Below are 12,814 nucleotides of genomic sequence, written 5' to 3' on the forward strand. Positions count from 1 at the left end.
CGATCAGGCGGCGTACGCGAGCTTCGGTGACATTCGGGTGATCAGGAAACCGGCGCCGGCGGCGAGTGGGAACATCAGGACGCCGTAGACGGCTGCGGGAATGGCAAGTTCGGAGCTGTGCAGAAGGCTCACGGCGATCGTGATGGCCAACGTGCTGTTGTGGATGCCGATTTCCATCGAACTGGCGATCGCCTGGCGGTCGCCGATTCCGAACATGCGGGGAACTGCGTAGCCGACACCGAGACTGAGCAGGCAGAACAAAGCGGCGACGATACCGATCTGAGCGATGTAGTCGAGGATGTTCTCGCGTTCACTGATCACCGTTCCGACGATCACCAGGGCGAGCACCACCGCCGAGCCGATGCGGACCGGTTTGTCCATCCGGTGGGCGAAGGACTGCGACTGCACTCGCACCCACATACCGAGGACGACGGGAATCAACACGATGGCAAAGACCTGAAGAACCTTGGTGAACTGCAAACCCAAGGTACCGTCGGCGTCCGGAGGGTTGAAATGTCCGAGTGCGAAGTTGGTGATCACCGGTAGCGTGATAACGGCGATCACCGAATTCACAGCTGTGAGAGTGACATTGAGGGCAACATCACCTTTGAAGAGGTGGCTGAACAGGTTGGCGGTGGTTCCACCCGGAGAGGCGGCGAGCAGCATGACGCCCACTGCGAGGAGCGGATCCAGATCGAACAGCTTCACCAGTCCGAATGCTATGGCCGGGAGCAGGATCAGCTGGCACCCGAGTGCGATGGACACCGCCTTCGGCGCCTTGGCCACGCGGGCGAAGTCTCCCACTGTGAGGGACAGTCCCAAACCGAACATGATGATGCCGAGGGCGATCGGAAGCCCGATCGTCGTGAGTGCTGAGTCCATGGCGTGTGAATTGTTCCCGTCTCGAGGCGAGTTTTACCGAAGCTACAGCCAAGGCCGACTTTACGATGTCTTTTGATGCATGCTCGAGCCTTTCGGTGGCTTGATAGCGGGGTTATGGTCGAAGTATGTGCCGAAACATCACCGAACTCCGGGGACTCGAGCCTGCTGCCACACCGGAAGAGGTCGAAGCCGCAGCTCGTCAATACATACGTAAGGTCAGTGGTATTGCCAAATTGTCCGATGCAAATCGGGACGCATTCGAACTCGCCGTGCGGGAAGTGACCGAAACGACGGCACGGCTTCTGGCATCGTTGCCGCCGCGTCGTCAACCTCCACAAACCGTGCCGCCGCTCAGACGTCCGGAAGTGCAGGCGCGGATTGCCGCTCGTACCAGCTGATCAGTGAACCTGAACGACGTCGACGAGTGGGATCCGGCTGCCCTGAGTCGGACGGAGGGCGGATTGGAGGCCTTGCTGCTGGCGCACCGGATGGCCGAGATCCAGCACCGCCTACGCCGGTTACGAGAGGACGCCGCAGCTGAAGATCTCCATGTCCGTGACGACGGTTCGGTATCGGCGGTGGTACCGATTGCTCCAGGGCATCCGTTGTCGTCTCGGGCTCTCGAATTGACGCGTAGCGTCGACGTGCTGCGGGCAGAGGCATTGTTGATCGATGCGGAACTCCCACACACGCCTCGCGAGCAGTCGAGTGTCGACCTTCGAGATCGTGCGTTCCGAATCGCCGAGCAGTGGTCGACCCTCGATTGCGCTACCAGGCAAGCCGTGTCGATACACACGCCCGATCTGCCGGCGAACCTCGACGGGATTCCAGCGGCCGTGCGCGACCGACTCAATCGCCGTCGCATCCACGCCGAACGAGCCCGGTTGCAGGAAGACGCAATTCGCAGTTCCCGAGAAGCTGATCGCGAGTTCTTCGGCGGGCGATTGAGCAACACCGGCGCCGGACAATGGTACGCGCAGCGCAAGCTCGAGGATCTGGACGCCCTCGAGCAGCTGGTGCACCAAGGCGACGACCTTCGAGTTGTCCTCATGGACATGCGTTCGGGCGAAAGGGGATTCGCCGCTGTCGCGGTCGGCGATCCGGATCGGGCCGATCACGTGGGCGTGACGATTCCCGGTCTGAACACCAACGTCAAGGACTCGATGCGAGGAATGGTGGACGAGGCGCGTCGACTGCGTGACGAAGCGCAGCGCCAACTACGACGCGTCGGCCGAGATGAGAGCGTTGCCACGATCGCGTGGATCGGTTACGACGCCCCTCAGGTGATCGGTCCCGGTAGATTCGACACCGGGCGTGCAAGTTTCGACGTCAGCCGGACAACCAAGGCGCGCATCGCCGCACAGGCGCTGGGTGGTTTCCTGCACGGGCTGCGCGCCGCGACGATCAACGCGAACCTACACCTGTGCGCGCTGGGCCATTCGTACGGCTCGCTCGCGACGTCGTTGGCTTTGCAACGCGGTGCCAGCGCCTCGGTGGACGACGTAGTGTTCTACGGCTCGCCCGGCGTTCGGGCGAAGGTCGAAACCGATCTCGGTCTGGAGCGGCACCACGTCTACGTGATGAAAGCAGAAGGCGACAGCATCGCTGGTTTCGGTAGATTCGGCGGGGATCCGACGCGGACGCAATTCCTCCGCCTGTCCACCGCCACCGGAATCACTGCGGACGGGGTGCTGCACGAGCGGGCGTTCGGGCATGCCGAGTACGCCCGAACCGGCGACAACGGTGAACTTCGAATGTCAGGCTACAACCTGGCCGTCGTCCTGGCCGGGCTCCCGGAACTGGCCGTCACGGTGTGAACCGGCGACGGATAGTGTTCTTCTGGCCGGTCACGACGAGAAGGAAGCGAACTGATGTTGCAAGCGGTGTTCTGGGACATGGACGGTACCGTGGTCGATACCGAACCCAATTGGTTTGCGGCCGAAACGGCACTCCTTTCGCGTTTCGGCGTCGAATGGACGCACCAGCAGTCCGTTGCGTTGGTCGGTAGTGCATTGGAGGACGCAGCAGCAGTACTGCGCGCGGCCGGCGCCGAACTGACGGTTCGCGAGATCATCGACGAGTTGGTGGCAGCGTTGGTGATCGCCGTGAACGCCGAGGTGCAGTGGCGTCCCGGTGCTCGGGAGCTGCTGGCACAGCTACGCGCCGAGGAGATCGACTGCGTACTGGTGACCATGAGCGAGGCGCCGTTGGCTGCTGCGGTGGTCGACCAGCTCCCAGCCGGAACCTTCACGGACGTGATCAGTGGTGACATGGTCGAGCACGGTAAACCGAATCCGGAACCATACCTTCTTGCAGCGCAGCGCCTTTCCGAATCGGGTCGACCGGTTTCGATGGATCGGGTGGTGGCCATCGAGGATTCGATTCCAGGACTTGCATCGGCAACCGCATCCGGCGCGGTCGTGGTCGGAGTTGCGAATCTGGTGCCACTTCCGTCTGATCCGGCGATTGTTCCCTGGGAGACGCTGGCAGGAAAATCGGTGGACGATCTCCGAGTTCTGGTGAATCGGCGCGTCGGTAGCTCTGCGTAGTCTCGACGTCCATGACACCCGCCGTCCCCGTCGCCGTTGCCCGTCGTATCGCACTCGCCGCCCAAGGTTTCGGCAAGCCGGCGCCCGCCGCGGTCACCCGTCGCACACTTACCGGCGTGCTCGACCGATTGCAGGTACTGCAGATAGATTCCGTGAATGTGTTCGAACGCAGCCACTACCTGCCGGTGTTCGCGCGGGTAGGCGCGTACGACAAGTCCCGGTTGGACAAGCTCACCTTCGAGGCCGGATCGGAATACATCGAGTACTGGGGGCACGAGGCAACGTTCCTGCCGGTGCAGACGTGGCCGTTGTTTCGTTGGCGGATGGATCAATCCCGCGAGAAGGCGCTCGGCGATCCGGACAGCTGGGCCTGCGCGCACTCCGACATGCTCGACTGGTTGCGGGTCGAGTTGCGTGAGAACGGTCCCATGACAGCGTCCGAGATCGAGCACGACGCGAACGAGCGCCGCGGCCCGTGGTGGGGATGGTCCGACGTGAAGATCGGCCTCGAGCAGTTGTTTCGATGGGGTGAGATGGTGTCGGCCGGAAGGGGCGGATTCGAACGCCGCTACGGTCTCGCCGAGCAGATCCTCGCCCCCGAGATTCTCGAGGCGCAGGTCTCCCGGTCGGACGCAATTCGTGAGCTGGTTTCCCGCGGCATCACAGCGCACGGTATCGGGACACTCGACGACATCGCGGACTACTTCCGGTTACCCAGCGCAGATACCAGGGCTGCACTGCAGGAACTCGAAGACGACGGGCTCGTGCATCAGGTGCGCGTCGACGGCTGGGAACGTAGGGGAAAGCCGCGCGAGGTGTGGCTGGATCCGAAGGCCAAGCGGCCGAGAGTGATCGGGGGAGAGGCACTGCTCTCACCATTCGATCCCGTCGTGTGGGCGCGCGATCGCGCGTTACGACTCTTCGACTTCCACTACCGGATCGAGATCTATACTCCCGCCCACAAACGGGTCTACGGATATTACGTGCTACCGGTACTGATCGACGATCTGATCCGAGCCCGCGTCGATCTCAAGAACGATCGCAAGAACCGCCGACTTCTGGTTCGTGCCGCGTGGTCGGAGCCGACCGCTGACGCGGAGACCGCCGTGCGACTGGCGGAACTGTTACAGCGAGCCGCGACGTGGTTGGGTTGCGAGGACATCGTCGTTGAGGACAAGGGCACGTCATCGACCGCTCTACGCCGAATACTCGCCTGAGCGTCAGCGCGACGCCGCCAGAGCGTCGACACACACTGCGGCTTCGGCCAGGATGCGTTCGATCAATTCCCGGCAGCTGAGCAGGTGGTCGATCATGTCGACCACCTGACCTGTCGCCAACCAGACGGCGCGGGTGTTATCTTCCGCCAGAACAGCTTTGAGTGCCATCGAGGTGTTGGCCGCAATGATGATCTGCATGACGGTGCGATCGCCCCTGCCGCCTGCACCCGCATGACCGTCGGTGCAGGCGGTGCGGTGACCGAGGTGACGGCAGCCCCCGAGGAAGGCTTCGCCGCGATGGCGCCGGGAAAACATCTCACCGCTGGTTGGTCTGGTCGGGGAGTGCGCACTCTCGCGGCGTCACCGGGCGTGTCTTCGACGTGGAAGGCGGCAAGATCACCGTCGCCGAAGGGTGGCGTCACGGTCCGAGTGAGACACGGGATCCGGGTGGGATGCGAAGGAAATCGGGCTGGTGGGGGCTTCACTTCTGGAGAAGGCGGAAACTCCGTTGCCGGTGTACAGGGCCTGACGGCCCCTGTGCGCCTGGGCCGGTAGTTTCACTACCGAAAAGGCGCACAGGGGTTGTGCGCCTAGGCCGGTGCGCGAACCACCAGGACGGTGCCGGGAAACTCTGCGGCAAGTTCACGACGGGAATGCTTCACGCAGGCCGTGCCGTACCCCTTCTTTCGAGACTCGGGTGCAATCCAGATCGCGACGTTGACCTCCTGACCGTCCAGTTCGCCGAACACCAGGCCGACACTGGTGGGGGTCGCGCCGGATACGTCCTCGGCGACGAACCACGCCGCAGTCTCGTCGTCGATACGCGAGAGCCCGCTCCTGCGCTCGGACTCGACTCGGTCACCGGTCCACGGAGCGCCGTCGTCGCCGATCTGCTCCTGCGACCGCGCGGCGAACAAAGTCCTGTCCTCATCGCTGTCGCTGAACGGGCGGAGCGAGAAGTCCAGCCCGCTACTGGCGGGACGGTCCAGGGCAGTCCACTCCAGCGTCGCATCCAGATTCTCGAGTTCGCCCTGGATGCGCTTGCGGGCAGCCTCGGTGAGAGCGCTGAACTTGAGGCTCAGCACCGCTTCCGCATTGGCTTCAGATGTTCCCAGCAGCTTGGCGACGGTGGTCAGCGCACTCTGATGGTCCTTACTGTCGACGACCGCGTCGAGTACCTCGTGGCGCCGGTCCAACGCGCGTACCAGTGCGGACGTGATCTCGCGCCGGTCAAGGATCTGATCGTGAATATGCGTCGTCATATATGCGACTCCTCGCTGTGTTCTCGGCGGTGTCGAAACGCCGGGTGGACCGTACGGCTCAATACTGCTCCAAGTTGTCCGTTATGGCACGCGTTCAGGGCCCGGTGCGGCGAACGAGCCGTTCGTAGCGTTGACGGGCTCCCTGAGTACTGCCGAGTCCGAGACCGAACGCGATGTCCTGCCAGGTCATACCACGTTCACGGGCGATTCCGAGGAACAACGCCTCGAGTTGTTCCATCTCGGCTCGAGCCTTGGGGATCAGGGTCAGTGCGGCCATGATGTCCGCGTCGTCGACGTCGGGTTCGGTCACCTCGGGCGTATCGGTACCGCCGGCCAGCCTGGCTACGACGCGAATGGCGCCGTACGGCTCGAGCATTTCCGGGTGGGACTGGCGGGCGCGTTGACTCTCGGTTGCGCCGTGGCGTTCGCTGATGCGGAAGAGTCCGGCGTACTCGCGGTGCGCGCGCATCCGGCCGGAATCCATCGGACTGAATTGGTCATCGGGCATGAAGCCACGATGTCAGAACTCCCACCCGATGTAAACGTATTGTTGTAAACAGTTTGTTCACCACTCGGAGCCTTGCGAGATTCTCTCGATCACGATTCCGGTCGCCAGCGCACTGCCGGCGCACATCGAGATCAGTGCCGTCGAGCGGTTGCGGCATTCCAATTCGTGGAGCGCGGTGGTGACCGGGCACGAAGGCGTCAAGGAGGTGTCGCAACGCTGCGATGTCATCTCGCGAAATATCCGAGCGCGCGGAGGGAATCGTCACCGCGGTAGCGACCGACGGCGGCAGGCACTTCGTCACGCAGGTCGCCTCGGAGCTTGCACTTGACGCCATCGTGGAACTGCGCGGTGCCCGCAGGGGATCGACTGAAACTCTTCGATTGGTCCAATCAGATGACCTCGTACGACGATCCGGATATCGATATCGATCCGCAGGCGGCATCGATGGAAATTTTGGGCTGCGCCTACCCGATGGGCGACGAGCGTCGCAAGTGCCCGGCGGACGACATCGATACCAGATTGATCAAGGCCGACATCGACGGAAATGAGCTTTCGCCAGAAGAATTCGGAGTCTCCATGATCTTGCCGGCCGTAACTGGAAACGAAACTACGCGAAGCGCGATAACCCACGGCATGATCGTATTTCTGGATAATCCCGACTAATAGGATCTATGTAAAAGGGCCGCCACGCAACCACGGCGGACGAGATCGTTCGCTGGGCAACGCCGGTGACATCCCTTCAGCGCACCGCTCTCGAGGCCACCGTGCTCGGCAGGCAGAAGATCGAGAAAGGCGATCGTGTGGTGATGATGTATGCGTCCGCCGACGTCGACGTCGAGGTCTTCGAGAACCTGCGGAGGTTCGACATCCGTCGTGATCGCAACCCGCACCTGGGATTCGGTGGCACCTGAGCCCAGCGCGCATCGGCGCCAATCGTGCTCGGATGGACATCGACTTGATCTTCACTGCGATGGCCGAGCACCTTCCCGGCCTGCCGCGGCTCGGCGACCCACGTCGACTGCGGCCGGGTCGAGGCAACGGCATCAAAGAGTTTCAGGTTGATCACAAAACATCAGCTTGCTCTGTCAAACACTGAAGCGGACATATACTCGATCATGTAACCGCCAAGTAGCTCCGACGCGTTTCAGGGAGCGGGTTCTGCACGCCCGGAAACGCGCAACTACAGTGGGTGTTCCCGGTAGCCACCAGGTGGCAACCGGGAGCGGCGGCGGTGTCTGCGGGATCCCTCATCTCCCGTAGACACCGCCGTTTGCAGTTTCCGGCTGTGCGTAGTTTCAGCCGCCGTACGGTCTGGTGATCGCTTCGAGGAAGTGGCCGGACGGATCGAGGAAGTACACCCCACGGCCGCCGTCGTTACGGTTGAAGCCGGTACTCGACTGGTGCGGGTCCGCCCAGTGCTCGAGCTCGAGGGCGGTGATCCGCCCGTAGATGCCGTCGAAGTCTTCTTCCGAGACCAGGAACGCGTAGTGCTGGGGCACGATCTCGGCGCCGTCGGGCACCTGGGCGTAGTCGAGAGTTGCGCGGTGGTCCAGTTCGACCGCGAGGAACGGTCCGGCGTCCACCGGGTCGGGTAGCCCGAAGACGTGCGTGAAGAACCACGCCGATTCCTGGCGGTCGAGTGCTGTGACGATGGTGTGATTGAACGAGATGGTCATCAATACCTCGGGGGTACGACGCCTCCATACCTGACGCAGTCCGCCATCGATACGCGACGTTGGGGGCAGTTTAGCCACCTTCGAGTCGCTCCTGCAACCACGAGAAGGGCGGCCAGGGGAAAGGCCAAGGCGGCGTTTCTTGGAAGCTCAGACCCCGTCCTCGGCGAAGAGATTCAGCCAGGCCTGCCTGTTCTGCTGCTCGCCGCCGCTCGTGATGCTTGGCCGGCAAGAAAGCGGGGGACTCGGTGGTCATGGCGGCGCTCATCCGATGTACTGGTCGGCGTACTTGCGCATCGAGTACTGCTTGGCCCCGATCGGGGCGTGGAATCCGATGCCATCGAAAACCCAAGCAACGGTGATGATGTCGATGACACCGGCTTCCTCGAGTTCGGCGTAGCCGCCCCTGCCGAAGCGGTCGATGCAGATTGCCTGGATCACGAACGACCGCTCATGGTCTGCCGGCCGGCTCGCCGAGGGTTTCGCGCGTGACGGTGCCCGCCGCTCGCGGGCGGACTTCGAGATTGCCGCCACCTGCCAGGTTGTCGTCACAGACAACCGAGCCGCCGCCATCGCCGCACTCAAGCCGATAACGGCACTGTATGTGGGGGGGAATGGGCGCTCCGGAGTTGAACTTTCACGCTCAGGTGTACAAACGCATGGGCTACGGCAAAGAGGTCGACGAGATCGGGCGACTGTTCATGTCGGGGCGAAAGGACGACGCGGCTGCGATCGTTCCAGACGAGACGGTCACCGAAACCATGATCATCGGCGATGTCGACCAGGTGCGGGCAGACGTGCGGCGGTGGGAGGACGCCGGAGTGACGATGCTGTTGGTGTCCTGCCCAGACGCGGCCCACGTGCGGGAGTTGGCCACGGCGGTACAGGGCTGATCGGCGCAAATCCGTCGCGGTGGAGATGCATTAGTGTGAGCGCAGTACACACGCTCACCTGGCGTCGAAAGCTGTTCTCCGGCGCCGAAAGAGGACGGGAAACCCTACATGTCCGGACACGTTCGCCTCATCGACCCACCTGAACTCCACCCCGCGCCGGGCTTCAGCCACATCGCGGTGGCCCCGGTCGGTGAAATCGCCTACATCTCCGGGCAGACGGCGTTGGCACAGGATTTCAGCGTCGTGGGTGTCGGCGATCTCGCCGAGCAGACGCGGGCAAGTATGCGCAACATCGAGATTGCGCTCAGGGCAGTGGGTGCAACCTGGGACGACGTCGTCAGACGGACCGTGTACACGACGTTGCCGACGCAGCATGCGGTAGTCACCGCGGCAATCGAGGAAGTCCAGGGGTCGGATCGTCATCCGGCACAGACGATCCTCGGTGTCACGGGATTGGCCGTGGAAGGACTGCTGATCGAGATCGAGGTGACGGCGCACATTCCGCCGCCGTCGTAGCGTTCTCGGCTGCCCTCGTCGGGGTACCGGCTCAGCGTCCGGTCACGTGCGGGGCGTTTCTCGGCGTAAGCGCGTCGCCCTCTTTCGCGTCGGCGCTCGCGAAGGCTGTCGTGCCCTAGGCGGGACTCTCCCCGAGACGCCCCTGGTACGTACGGTGACAGTCGAGGAGGGCGGCTCCGATCCCGACTACTCGACAGTCGGCGGAATCGAATACGAGTTTGCCTGGACGTCGGGCTCACCCGAATACAACTTCGGTGAGCGCAGCCCCGACGACCGCTCCATGCTCCATACCGCGCCGCCACCGGACTGTCCAAAGGCGTCGGGTGGCGGCAGGAGGATGGATGGCAGCGCGTCGATTAATCACATCCGGAGGTGCTCGACGTACTCGTCGTCGGCGTTCCCGACGAGCGCTGTGTCAGACGAGCACTGCCTCAACGGCATCGACTGATGCGTTCGGCTCTCGCCGAGCGATTTCGGATGGTCTGTCAGCTCCCGGGCCCTCGACAGAATTTCCGGTCGAGGGTTCGGGAATCGTTTCGCCGTATTCGTCAGCCGGCAAGATCGTCCGCGCCGACCTTGTCCGCCAGCCACTCGCCGCGGCTGAGCACGCCGTCGTCACGTCGGCGCGCGATGACGAATATGACGAGGACAGCGGCGACTACCACCGCGAGGATGCGAGACGGAGAGAGATTCGGGTTCTTCATACCCCGATTTTGCCGGAAGAAAGTTTGCAGTGGTGATGGTCCGGGGGTTGTCGGTGGTCACATCTGACGATCGACCATCGAATGTCAGTAGACGATCCGGTTGTTCAATTCCAGCCCGTCCGTTGTACAGAACTCGGCGTACATCACGGACGAAACCCCGCACGTCCACGATGTTGGAGCGTGTCGTCATCGAGGAGATATTCGATCGAACCGCCCACGGTGAAGAGTATTTCCGTGTTCTCCATGACGTGACGTGTGTGGATCGTGCCTGGGTTCTCCCGAATGTGGTCCGCAAGTCCAGCTCCGACATCAAACCGAAGACCGTCGTCGACGAGTCGTTCACGGCATTCGACGGCGCCGGCCCCGATCTGCTGAAGCTGATCGACGCTGCCGTGATTGTTCGTCGAGGAGGCGAACGACAACTCCGATGCCACCACGACGCTCGTCGGACAAGCCGGATCGCTGCTCGGCACCCAGATCGTCAGCAACGACGCAATCCGTTCGTGCGCAAGTGATCTGGAGATACCGACCAGCGTCGTATCGAAGGTCCCAACCTGTGGGCCGTCGTCGAGAAAGGACCGGATGCAGCCGCCGAGGCGAACGCGTTGCTGTAGGACCTGCAGCCGACGGTGTGCTGGTCGACAACGTCCAAACCTTTCGGCTCGGAGACGTATTGGACGATCCCGACTCGGGTGTTGCCACCCCGACCGACCTACGTGGTCCGGTCGCCGTCGTCCTCGGCCGGGGCCATCAGCGCCGGACCGGCAGCGCCTTCATGGGCGAGTGCATCGAGGAACGAGCGTGCCCAGCGATCCACGTCATGCGTGAGCACTTGACGACGTAGCGCCCGCATATGGCGCCGGCCGTCCTCCTTGGGCTGGTTGAGAGCCTTCTCCATCGAATCCTTGACGTCGTCGAGATCGTGGGGATTGCACAGAAATGCCTGCCGGAGTTCCGCTGCGGCGCCGGTGAACTCGCTGAGCAGGAGCGCACCACCCAGATCACTGCGGCACGCCACGTACTCCTTGGCCACCAAATTCATGCCGTCGCGCAACGGAGTGACGAGCATGACGTCGGCGGCCACGAAGAACCCGATCAACTGCTCACGCGGAATGGGTCGATGAATGTAGTGGACGACGGGACGACCGACCTCGCTGAACTCACCGTTGATACGGGAGACCATCTGCTCGATGTCGCCGCGCATCTGCACGTAACTTTCGACCCGTTCGCGACTCGGCGTGGCCAACTGCACCATCACCGTCTCGGCCGGATCGATCCGCTTCTCCATGAGCAGCTCGTGCAGTGCGGCAAGCCTGACGTCGATGCCTTTGGTGTAGTCGAGCCGGTCCACGCCGAGCATGATGTGCTTGGGATTTCCCAGCTCCTTGCGGATCTCCTTCGCACGATCGCGGATCGCCTTGGTACGGGACTGCTCGTCGAGCTCTCCGGAATCGATGGAGATCGGAAAGGCGCCGACACGTACGCTGCGAAAACCGACCTGAACGACGCCCAGCTTGGAGCGGACCCCGACATTGCCGCGTGAGGTCTGCTGCCCGGCGAGACGCCGAGCCAGGTACAGAAAGTTCTGTGCCCCGCCCGGAAGATGAAAACCGATGAGATCCGCACCGAGTAAACCCTCGACGATCTCCGTTCGCCACGGCATCTGCATGAACAGCTCGACCGGCGGGAACGGAATGTGGAGGAAGAACCCGATGGTCAGATCCGGCCGGAGCATCCGAAGCATTTTCGGTACCAACTGCAGTTGGTAGTCCTGAATCCAGACGGTGGCACCGTGTGCTGCAGCTTTCGAGGTCGCCTCCGCGAAGCGCCGATTCACCGTCACATACGCGTTCCACCACTCACGGTGATACTCCGGCTTCACGATGACGTCGTGATACAGCGGCCACAACGTGGCGTTGGAGAAGCCTTCGTAGTATTCGTTGATCTCGTCGGCGCTGAGCGGCACCGGATACAACTCCAGGCCGTCCTCGACGATCGGGTCCAGATCGGCGTCGGCTACTCCGGCCCACCCCACCCAGGCTCCCTGGTTGCTGCGCAGAATCGGCTCGAGCGCCGTGACGAGGCCCCCCGGGCTGCGCTTCCAACGGGTCGTGCCGTCCGGAAGCCGTTCGAGGTCCACGGGAAGGCGATTCGCGACGACGACGAAACTCGGCCTGGCCCGAGACCTCGGTGTTCTCGGCAGAAGCGCGGGTGCTGTCGTTACGGTCTGAACTGGTCGAATCCGGACTGACAGGCACGAGGCTCCGTTCTCAATTTCTGGGTGTGGTGGGTAAAGCGTCAGTCGAGCTTGGCGGTGGGCCCGATTCCGAGCATCGAGAGCAGCATTCTGCACTCGTCGGCATCTTCCGCGTACGCGGCGACGACACGCTGCGCCTGACGGGCGGTCTCGTCCGCCAGCGGCTCGATGTCTTCGTCCGCGATATCCGTTTCGACGGTCGTGTTCTCAGCCATCATGTTCCTCTCGTGCTTGCCTGCACGTCGCAAGCAATGATTCTTACCTGCGACTCTATGAGAACTGGGCGCACCGACGCTAGTTGCGCATGCATTAGGGTCGACTTACTTACCTGTGATTTCCACTGTATCCTTCCT

At 62.8% G+C, this 12,814-nt stretch carries 16 protein-coding genes and 4 pseudogenes; 10 read left to right on the plus strand and 10 right to left on the minus strand.

All coding sequences use genetic code 11. The features are described 5' to 3' along the window. Positions 1–3 precede the first annotated feature (3 nt). Positions 4–882 (minus strand): bile acid:sodium symporter family protein, encoded by an 879-nt coding sequence (locus tag ABH922_RS01275; protein WP_424805209.1) that lies wholly within the window; start codon positions 880–882, stop codon positions 4–6. Positions 883–1,007: 125 nt separating this feature from the next. Between ABH922_RS01275 and ABH922_RS01280 the strand changes: the two genes are divergently transcribed. Genes ABH922_RS01280 through ABH922_RS01295 form a run of 4 tightly spaced genes read left to right on the plus strand, consistent with a single transcriptional unit; the run spans position 1,008 to position 4,648 of the window. Next, entirely contained in the window at positions 1,008–1,280 is a 273-nt protein-coding gene (locus tag ABH922_RS01280) for a DUF2277 domain-containing protein (protein ID WP_424805210.1), read from the plus strand. A 3-nt stretch (positions 1,281–1,283) separates the two neighbouring features. Beyond that, on the plus strand, positions 1,284–2,699 hold the full coding sequence (locus tag ABH922_RS01285) for an alpha/beta hydrolase (protein ID WP_424805211.1): 1,416 nt from the start codon (positions 1,284–1,286) through the stop codon (positions 2,697–2,699). A gap of 54 nt (positions 2,700–2,753) precedes the next feature. After that, on the plus strand, positions 2,754–3,431 hold the full coding sequence (locus ABH922_RS01290) for an HAD family hydrolase (protein ID WP_424805212.1): 678 nt from the start codon (positions 2,754–2,756) through the stop codon (positions 3,429–3,431). Positions 3,432–3,442: 11 nt separating this feature from the next. Beyond that, positions 3,443–4,648, plus strand: coding sequence for a winged helix-turn-helix domain-containing protein (locus tag ABH922_RS01295; RefSeq protein WP_424805213.1), 1,206 nt, complete (start codon positions 3,443–3,445; stop codon positions 4,646–4,648). A gap of 3 nt (positions 4,649–4,651) precedes the next feature. Here the strand turns inward: ABH922_RS01295 and ABH922_RS01300 are convergent, their stop codons facing one another. Beyond that, the gene (locus tag ABH922_RS01300; RefSeq protein ID WP_424809779.1) at positions 4,652–4,846 is read right to left on the minus strand and encodes a hypothetical protein; all 195 of its coding nucleotides are present in this window, start codon (positions 4,844–4,846) and stop codon (positions 4,652–4,654) included. Between the two features lie 6 nt (positions 4,847–4,852). Between ABH922_RS01300 and ABH922_RS01305 the strand changes: the two are divergent. Continuing rightward, positions 4,853–5,177 (plus strand): annotated as a pseudogene (locus ABH922_RS01305) (short-chain dehydrogenase); the annotation flags it as partial. A 61-nt stretch (positions 5,178–5,238) separates the two neighbouring features. Here ABH922_RS01305 and ABH922_RS01310 read toward each other — a convergent pair. The 3 genes from ABH922_RS01310 to ABH922_RS01320 form a co-directional block, all read right to left on the minus strand. Continuing rightward, on the minus strand, positions 5,239–5,910 hold the full coding sequence (locus tag ABH922_RS01310; RefSeq protein ID WP_424805214.1) for a GNAT family N-acetyltransferase: 672 nt from the start codon (positions 5,908–5,910) through the stop codon (positions 5,239–5,241). Between the two features lie 94 nt (positions 5,911–6,004). Beyond that, a complete protein-coding gene (locus ABH922_RS01315) occupies positions 6,005–6,418 on the minus strand; it encodes a DNA-binding protein (protein ID WP_424805215.1) in 414 nt (137 codons plus the stop codon). Between the two features lie 57 nt (positions 6,419–6,475). Continuing rightward, positions 6,476–6,646: a hypothetical protein gene (locus ABH922_RS01320; RefSeq protein WP_424809780.1), complete on the minus strand. Its 171-nt coding sequence runs from the start codon at positions 6,644–6,646 to the stop codon at positions 6,476–6,478. A 5-nt stretch (positions 6,647–6,651) separates the two neighbouring features. Here ABH922_RS01320 and ABH922_RS01325 point away from each other — a divergent pair. Beyond that, positions 6,652–7,514, plus strand: a pseudogene (locus ABH922_RS01325) (steroid C27-monooxygenase); the annotation flags it as partial. A 199-nt stretch (positions 7,515–7,713) separates the two neighbouring features. Here the strand turns inward: ABH922_RS01325 and ABH922_RS01330 are convergent. Beyond that, positions 7,714–8,094, minus strand: coding sequence for a VOC family protein (locus tag ABH922_RS01330; protein WP_424809519.1), 381 nt, complete (start codon positions 8,092–8,094; stop codon positions 7,714–7,716). A 261-nt stretch (positions 8,095–8,355) separates the two neighbouring features. Then, positions 8,356–8,535 (minus strand): annotated as a pseudogene (locus tag ABH922_RS01335) (LLM class F420-dependent oxidoreductase); the annotation flags it as partial. Positions 8,536–8,560: 25 nt separating this feature from the next. Here ABH922_RS01335 and ABH922_RS01340 point away from each other — a divergent pair. The 3 genes and pseudogenes from ABH922_RS01340 to ABH922_RS01350 all read left to right on the plus strand — a co-directional run. Beyond that, a pseudogene (locus ABH922_RS01340) lies at positions 8,561–8,984 on the plus strand (LLM class flavin-dependent oxidoreductase); the annotation flags it as partial. Positions 8,985–9,092: 108 nt separating this feature from the next. Continuing rightward, positions 9,093–9,500, plus strand: a complete 408-nt coding sequence (locus ABH922_RS01345; RefSeq protein ID WP_424805216.1) for a RidA family protein — start codon at positions 9,093–9,095, stop codon at positions 9,498–9,500. A gap of 154 nt (positions 9,501–9,654) precedes the next feature. Beyond that, positions 9,655–9,948, plus strand: coding sequence for a hypothetical protein (locus ABH922_RS01350; RefSeq protein WP_424805217.1), 294 nt, complete (start codon positions 9,655–9,657; stop codon positions 9,946–9,948). Between the two features lie 100 nt (positions 9,949–10,048). Here ABH922_RS01350 and ABH922_RS01355 read toward each other — a convergent pair whose 3' ends face one another. Next, positions 10,049–10,204, minus strand: a complete 156-nt coding sequence (locus ABH922_RS01355) for a hypothetical protein (protein WP_424805218.1) — start codon at positions 10,202–10,204, stop codon at positions 10,049–10,051. Positions 10,205–10,374: 170 nt separating this feature from the next. Between ABH922_RS01355 and ABH922_RS01360 the strand changes: the two genes are divergently transcribed. After that, a complete protein-coding gene (locus ABH922_RS01360) occupies positions 10,375–10,719 on the plus strand; it encodes a hypothetical protein (protein ID WP_424805219.1) in 345 nt (114 codons plus the stop codon). Between the two features lie 197 nt (positions 10,720–10,916). Here the strand turns inward: ABH922_RS01360 and ABH922_RS01365 are convergent, their stop codons facing one another. Together ABH922_RS01365 and ABH922_RS01370 are read right to left on the minus strand one after the other, a co-directional pair. Next, positions 10,917–12,407: an alpha,alpha-trehalose-phosphate synthase (UDP-forming) gene (locus ABH922_RS01365; RefSeq protein WP_424809520.1), complete on the minus strand. Its 1,491-nt coding sequence runs from the start codon at positions 12,405–12,407 to the stop codon at positions 10,917–10,919. 95 nt (positions 12,408–12,502) lie between these two features. Beyond that, positions 12,503–12,676: a hypothetical protein gene (locus ABH922_RS01370; protein ID WP_424805220.1), complete on the minus strand. Its 174-nt coding sequence runs from the start codon at positions 12,674–12,676 to the stop codon at positions 12,503–12,505. Positions 12,677–12,814: the final 138 nt, after the last annotated feature.

Source organism: Rhodococcus sp. 27YEA15 (genome assembly GCF_049739425.1).
GTDB lineage: Bacteria > Actinomycetota > Actinomycetes > Mycobacteriales > Mycobacteriaceae > Rhodococcus_F.

Bases quoted from the DNA above. Each gene is read 5' to 3' on its own strand.
- ABH922_RS01310 (WP_424805214.1), bottom strand. From the start codon at position 5,910: ATGACGACGCATATTCACGATCAGATCCTTGACCGGCGCGAGATCACG.
- ABH922_RS01370 (WP_424805220.1), bottom strand. From the start codon at position 12,676: ATGGCTGAGAACACGACCGTCGAAACGGATATCGCGGACGAAGACATC.
- ABH922_RS01330 (WP_424809519.1), bottom strand. From the start codon at position 8,094: ATGACCATCTCGTTCAATCACACCATCGTCACAGCACTCGACCGCCAG.
- ABH922_RS01275 (WP_424805209.1), bottom strand. From the start codon at position 882: ATGGACTCAGCACTCACGACGATCGGGCTTCCGATCGCCCTCGGCATC.
- ABH922_RS01300 (WP_424809779.1), bottom strand. From the start codon at position 4,846: ATGCAGATCATCATTGCGGCCAACACCTCGATGGCACTCAAAGCTGTT.
- ABH922_RS01345 (WP_424805216.1), top strand. From the start codon at position 9,093: ATGTCCGGACACGTTCGCCTCATCGACCCACCTGAACTCCACCCCGCG.
- ABH922_RS01360 (WP_424805219.1), top strand. From the start codon at position 10,375: ATGTTGGAGCGTGTCGTCATCGAGGAGATATTCGATCGAACCGCCCAC.
- ABH922_RS01320 (WP_424809780.1), bottom strand. From the start codon at position 6,646: ATGACATCGCAGCGTTGCGACACCTCCTTGACGCCTTCGTGCCCGGTC.
- ABH922_RS01295 (WP_424805213.1), top strand. From the start codon at position 3,443: ATGACACCCGCCGTCCCCGTCGCCGTTGCCCGTCGTATCGCACTCGCC.
- ABH922_RS01315 (WP_424805215.1), bottom strand. From the start codon at position 6,418: ATGCCCGATGACCAATTCAGTCCGATGGATTCCGGCCGGATGCGCGCG.
- ABH922_RS01355 (WP_424805218.1), bottom strand. From the start codon at position 10,204: ATGAAGAACCCGAATCTCTCTCCGTCTCGCATCCTCGCGGTGGTAGTC.
- ABH922_RS01290 (WP_424805212.1), top strand. From the start codon at position 2,754: ATGTTGCAAGCGGTGTTCTGGGACATGGACGGTACCGTGGTCGATACC.
- ABH922_RS01280 (WP_424805210.1), top strand. From the start codon at position 1,008: ATGTGCCGAAACATCACCGAACTCCGGGGACTCGAGCCTGCTGCCACA.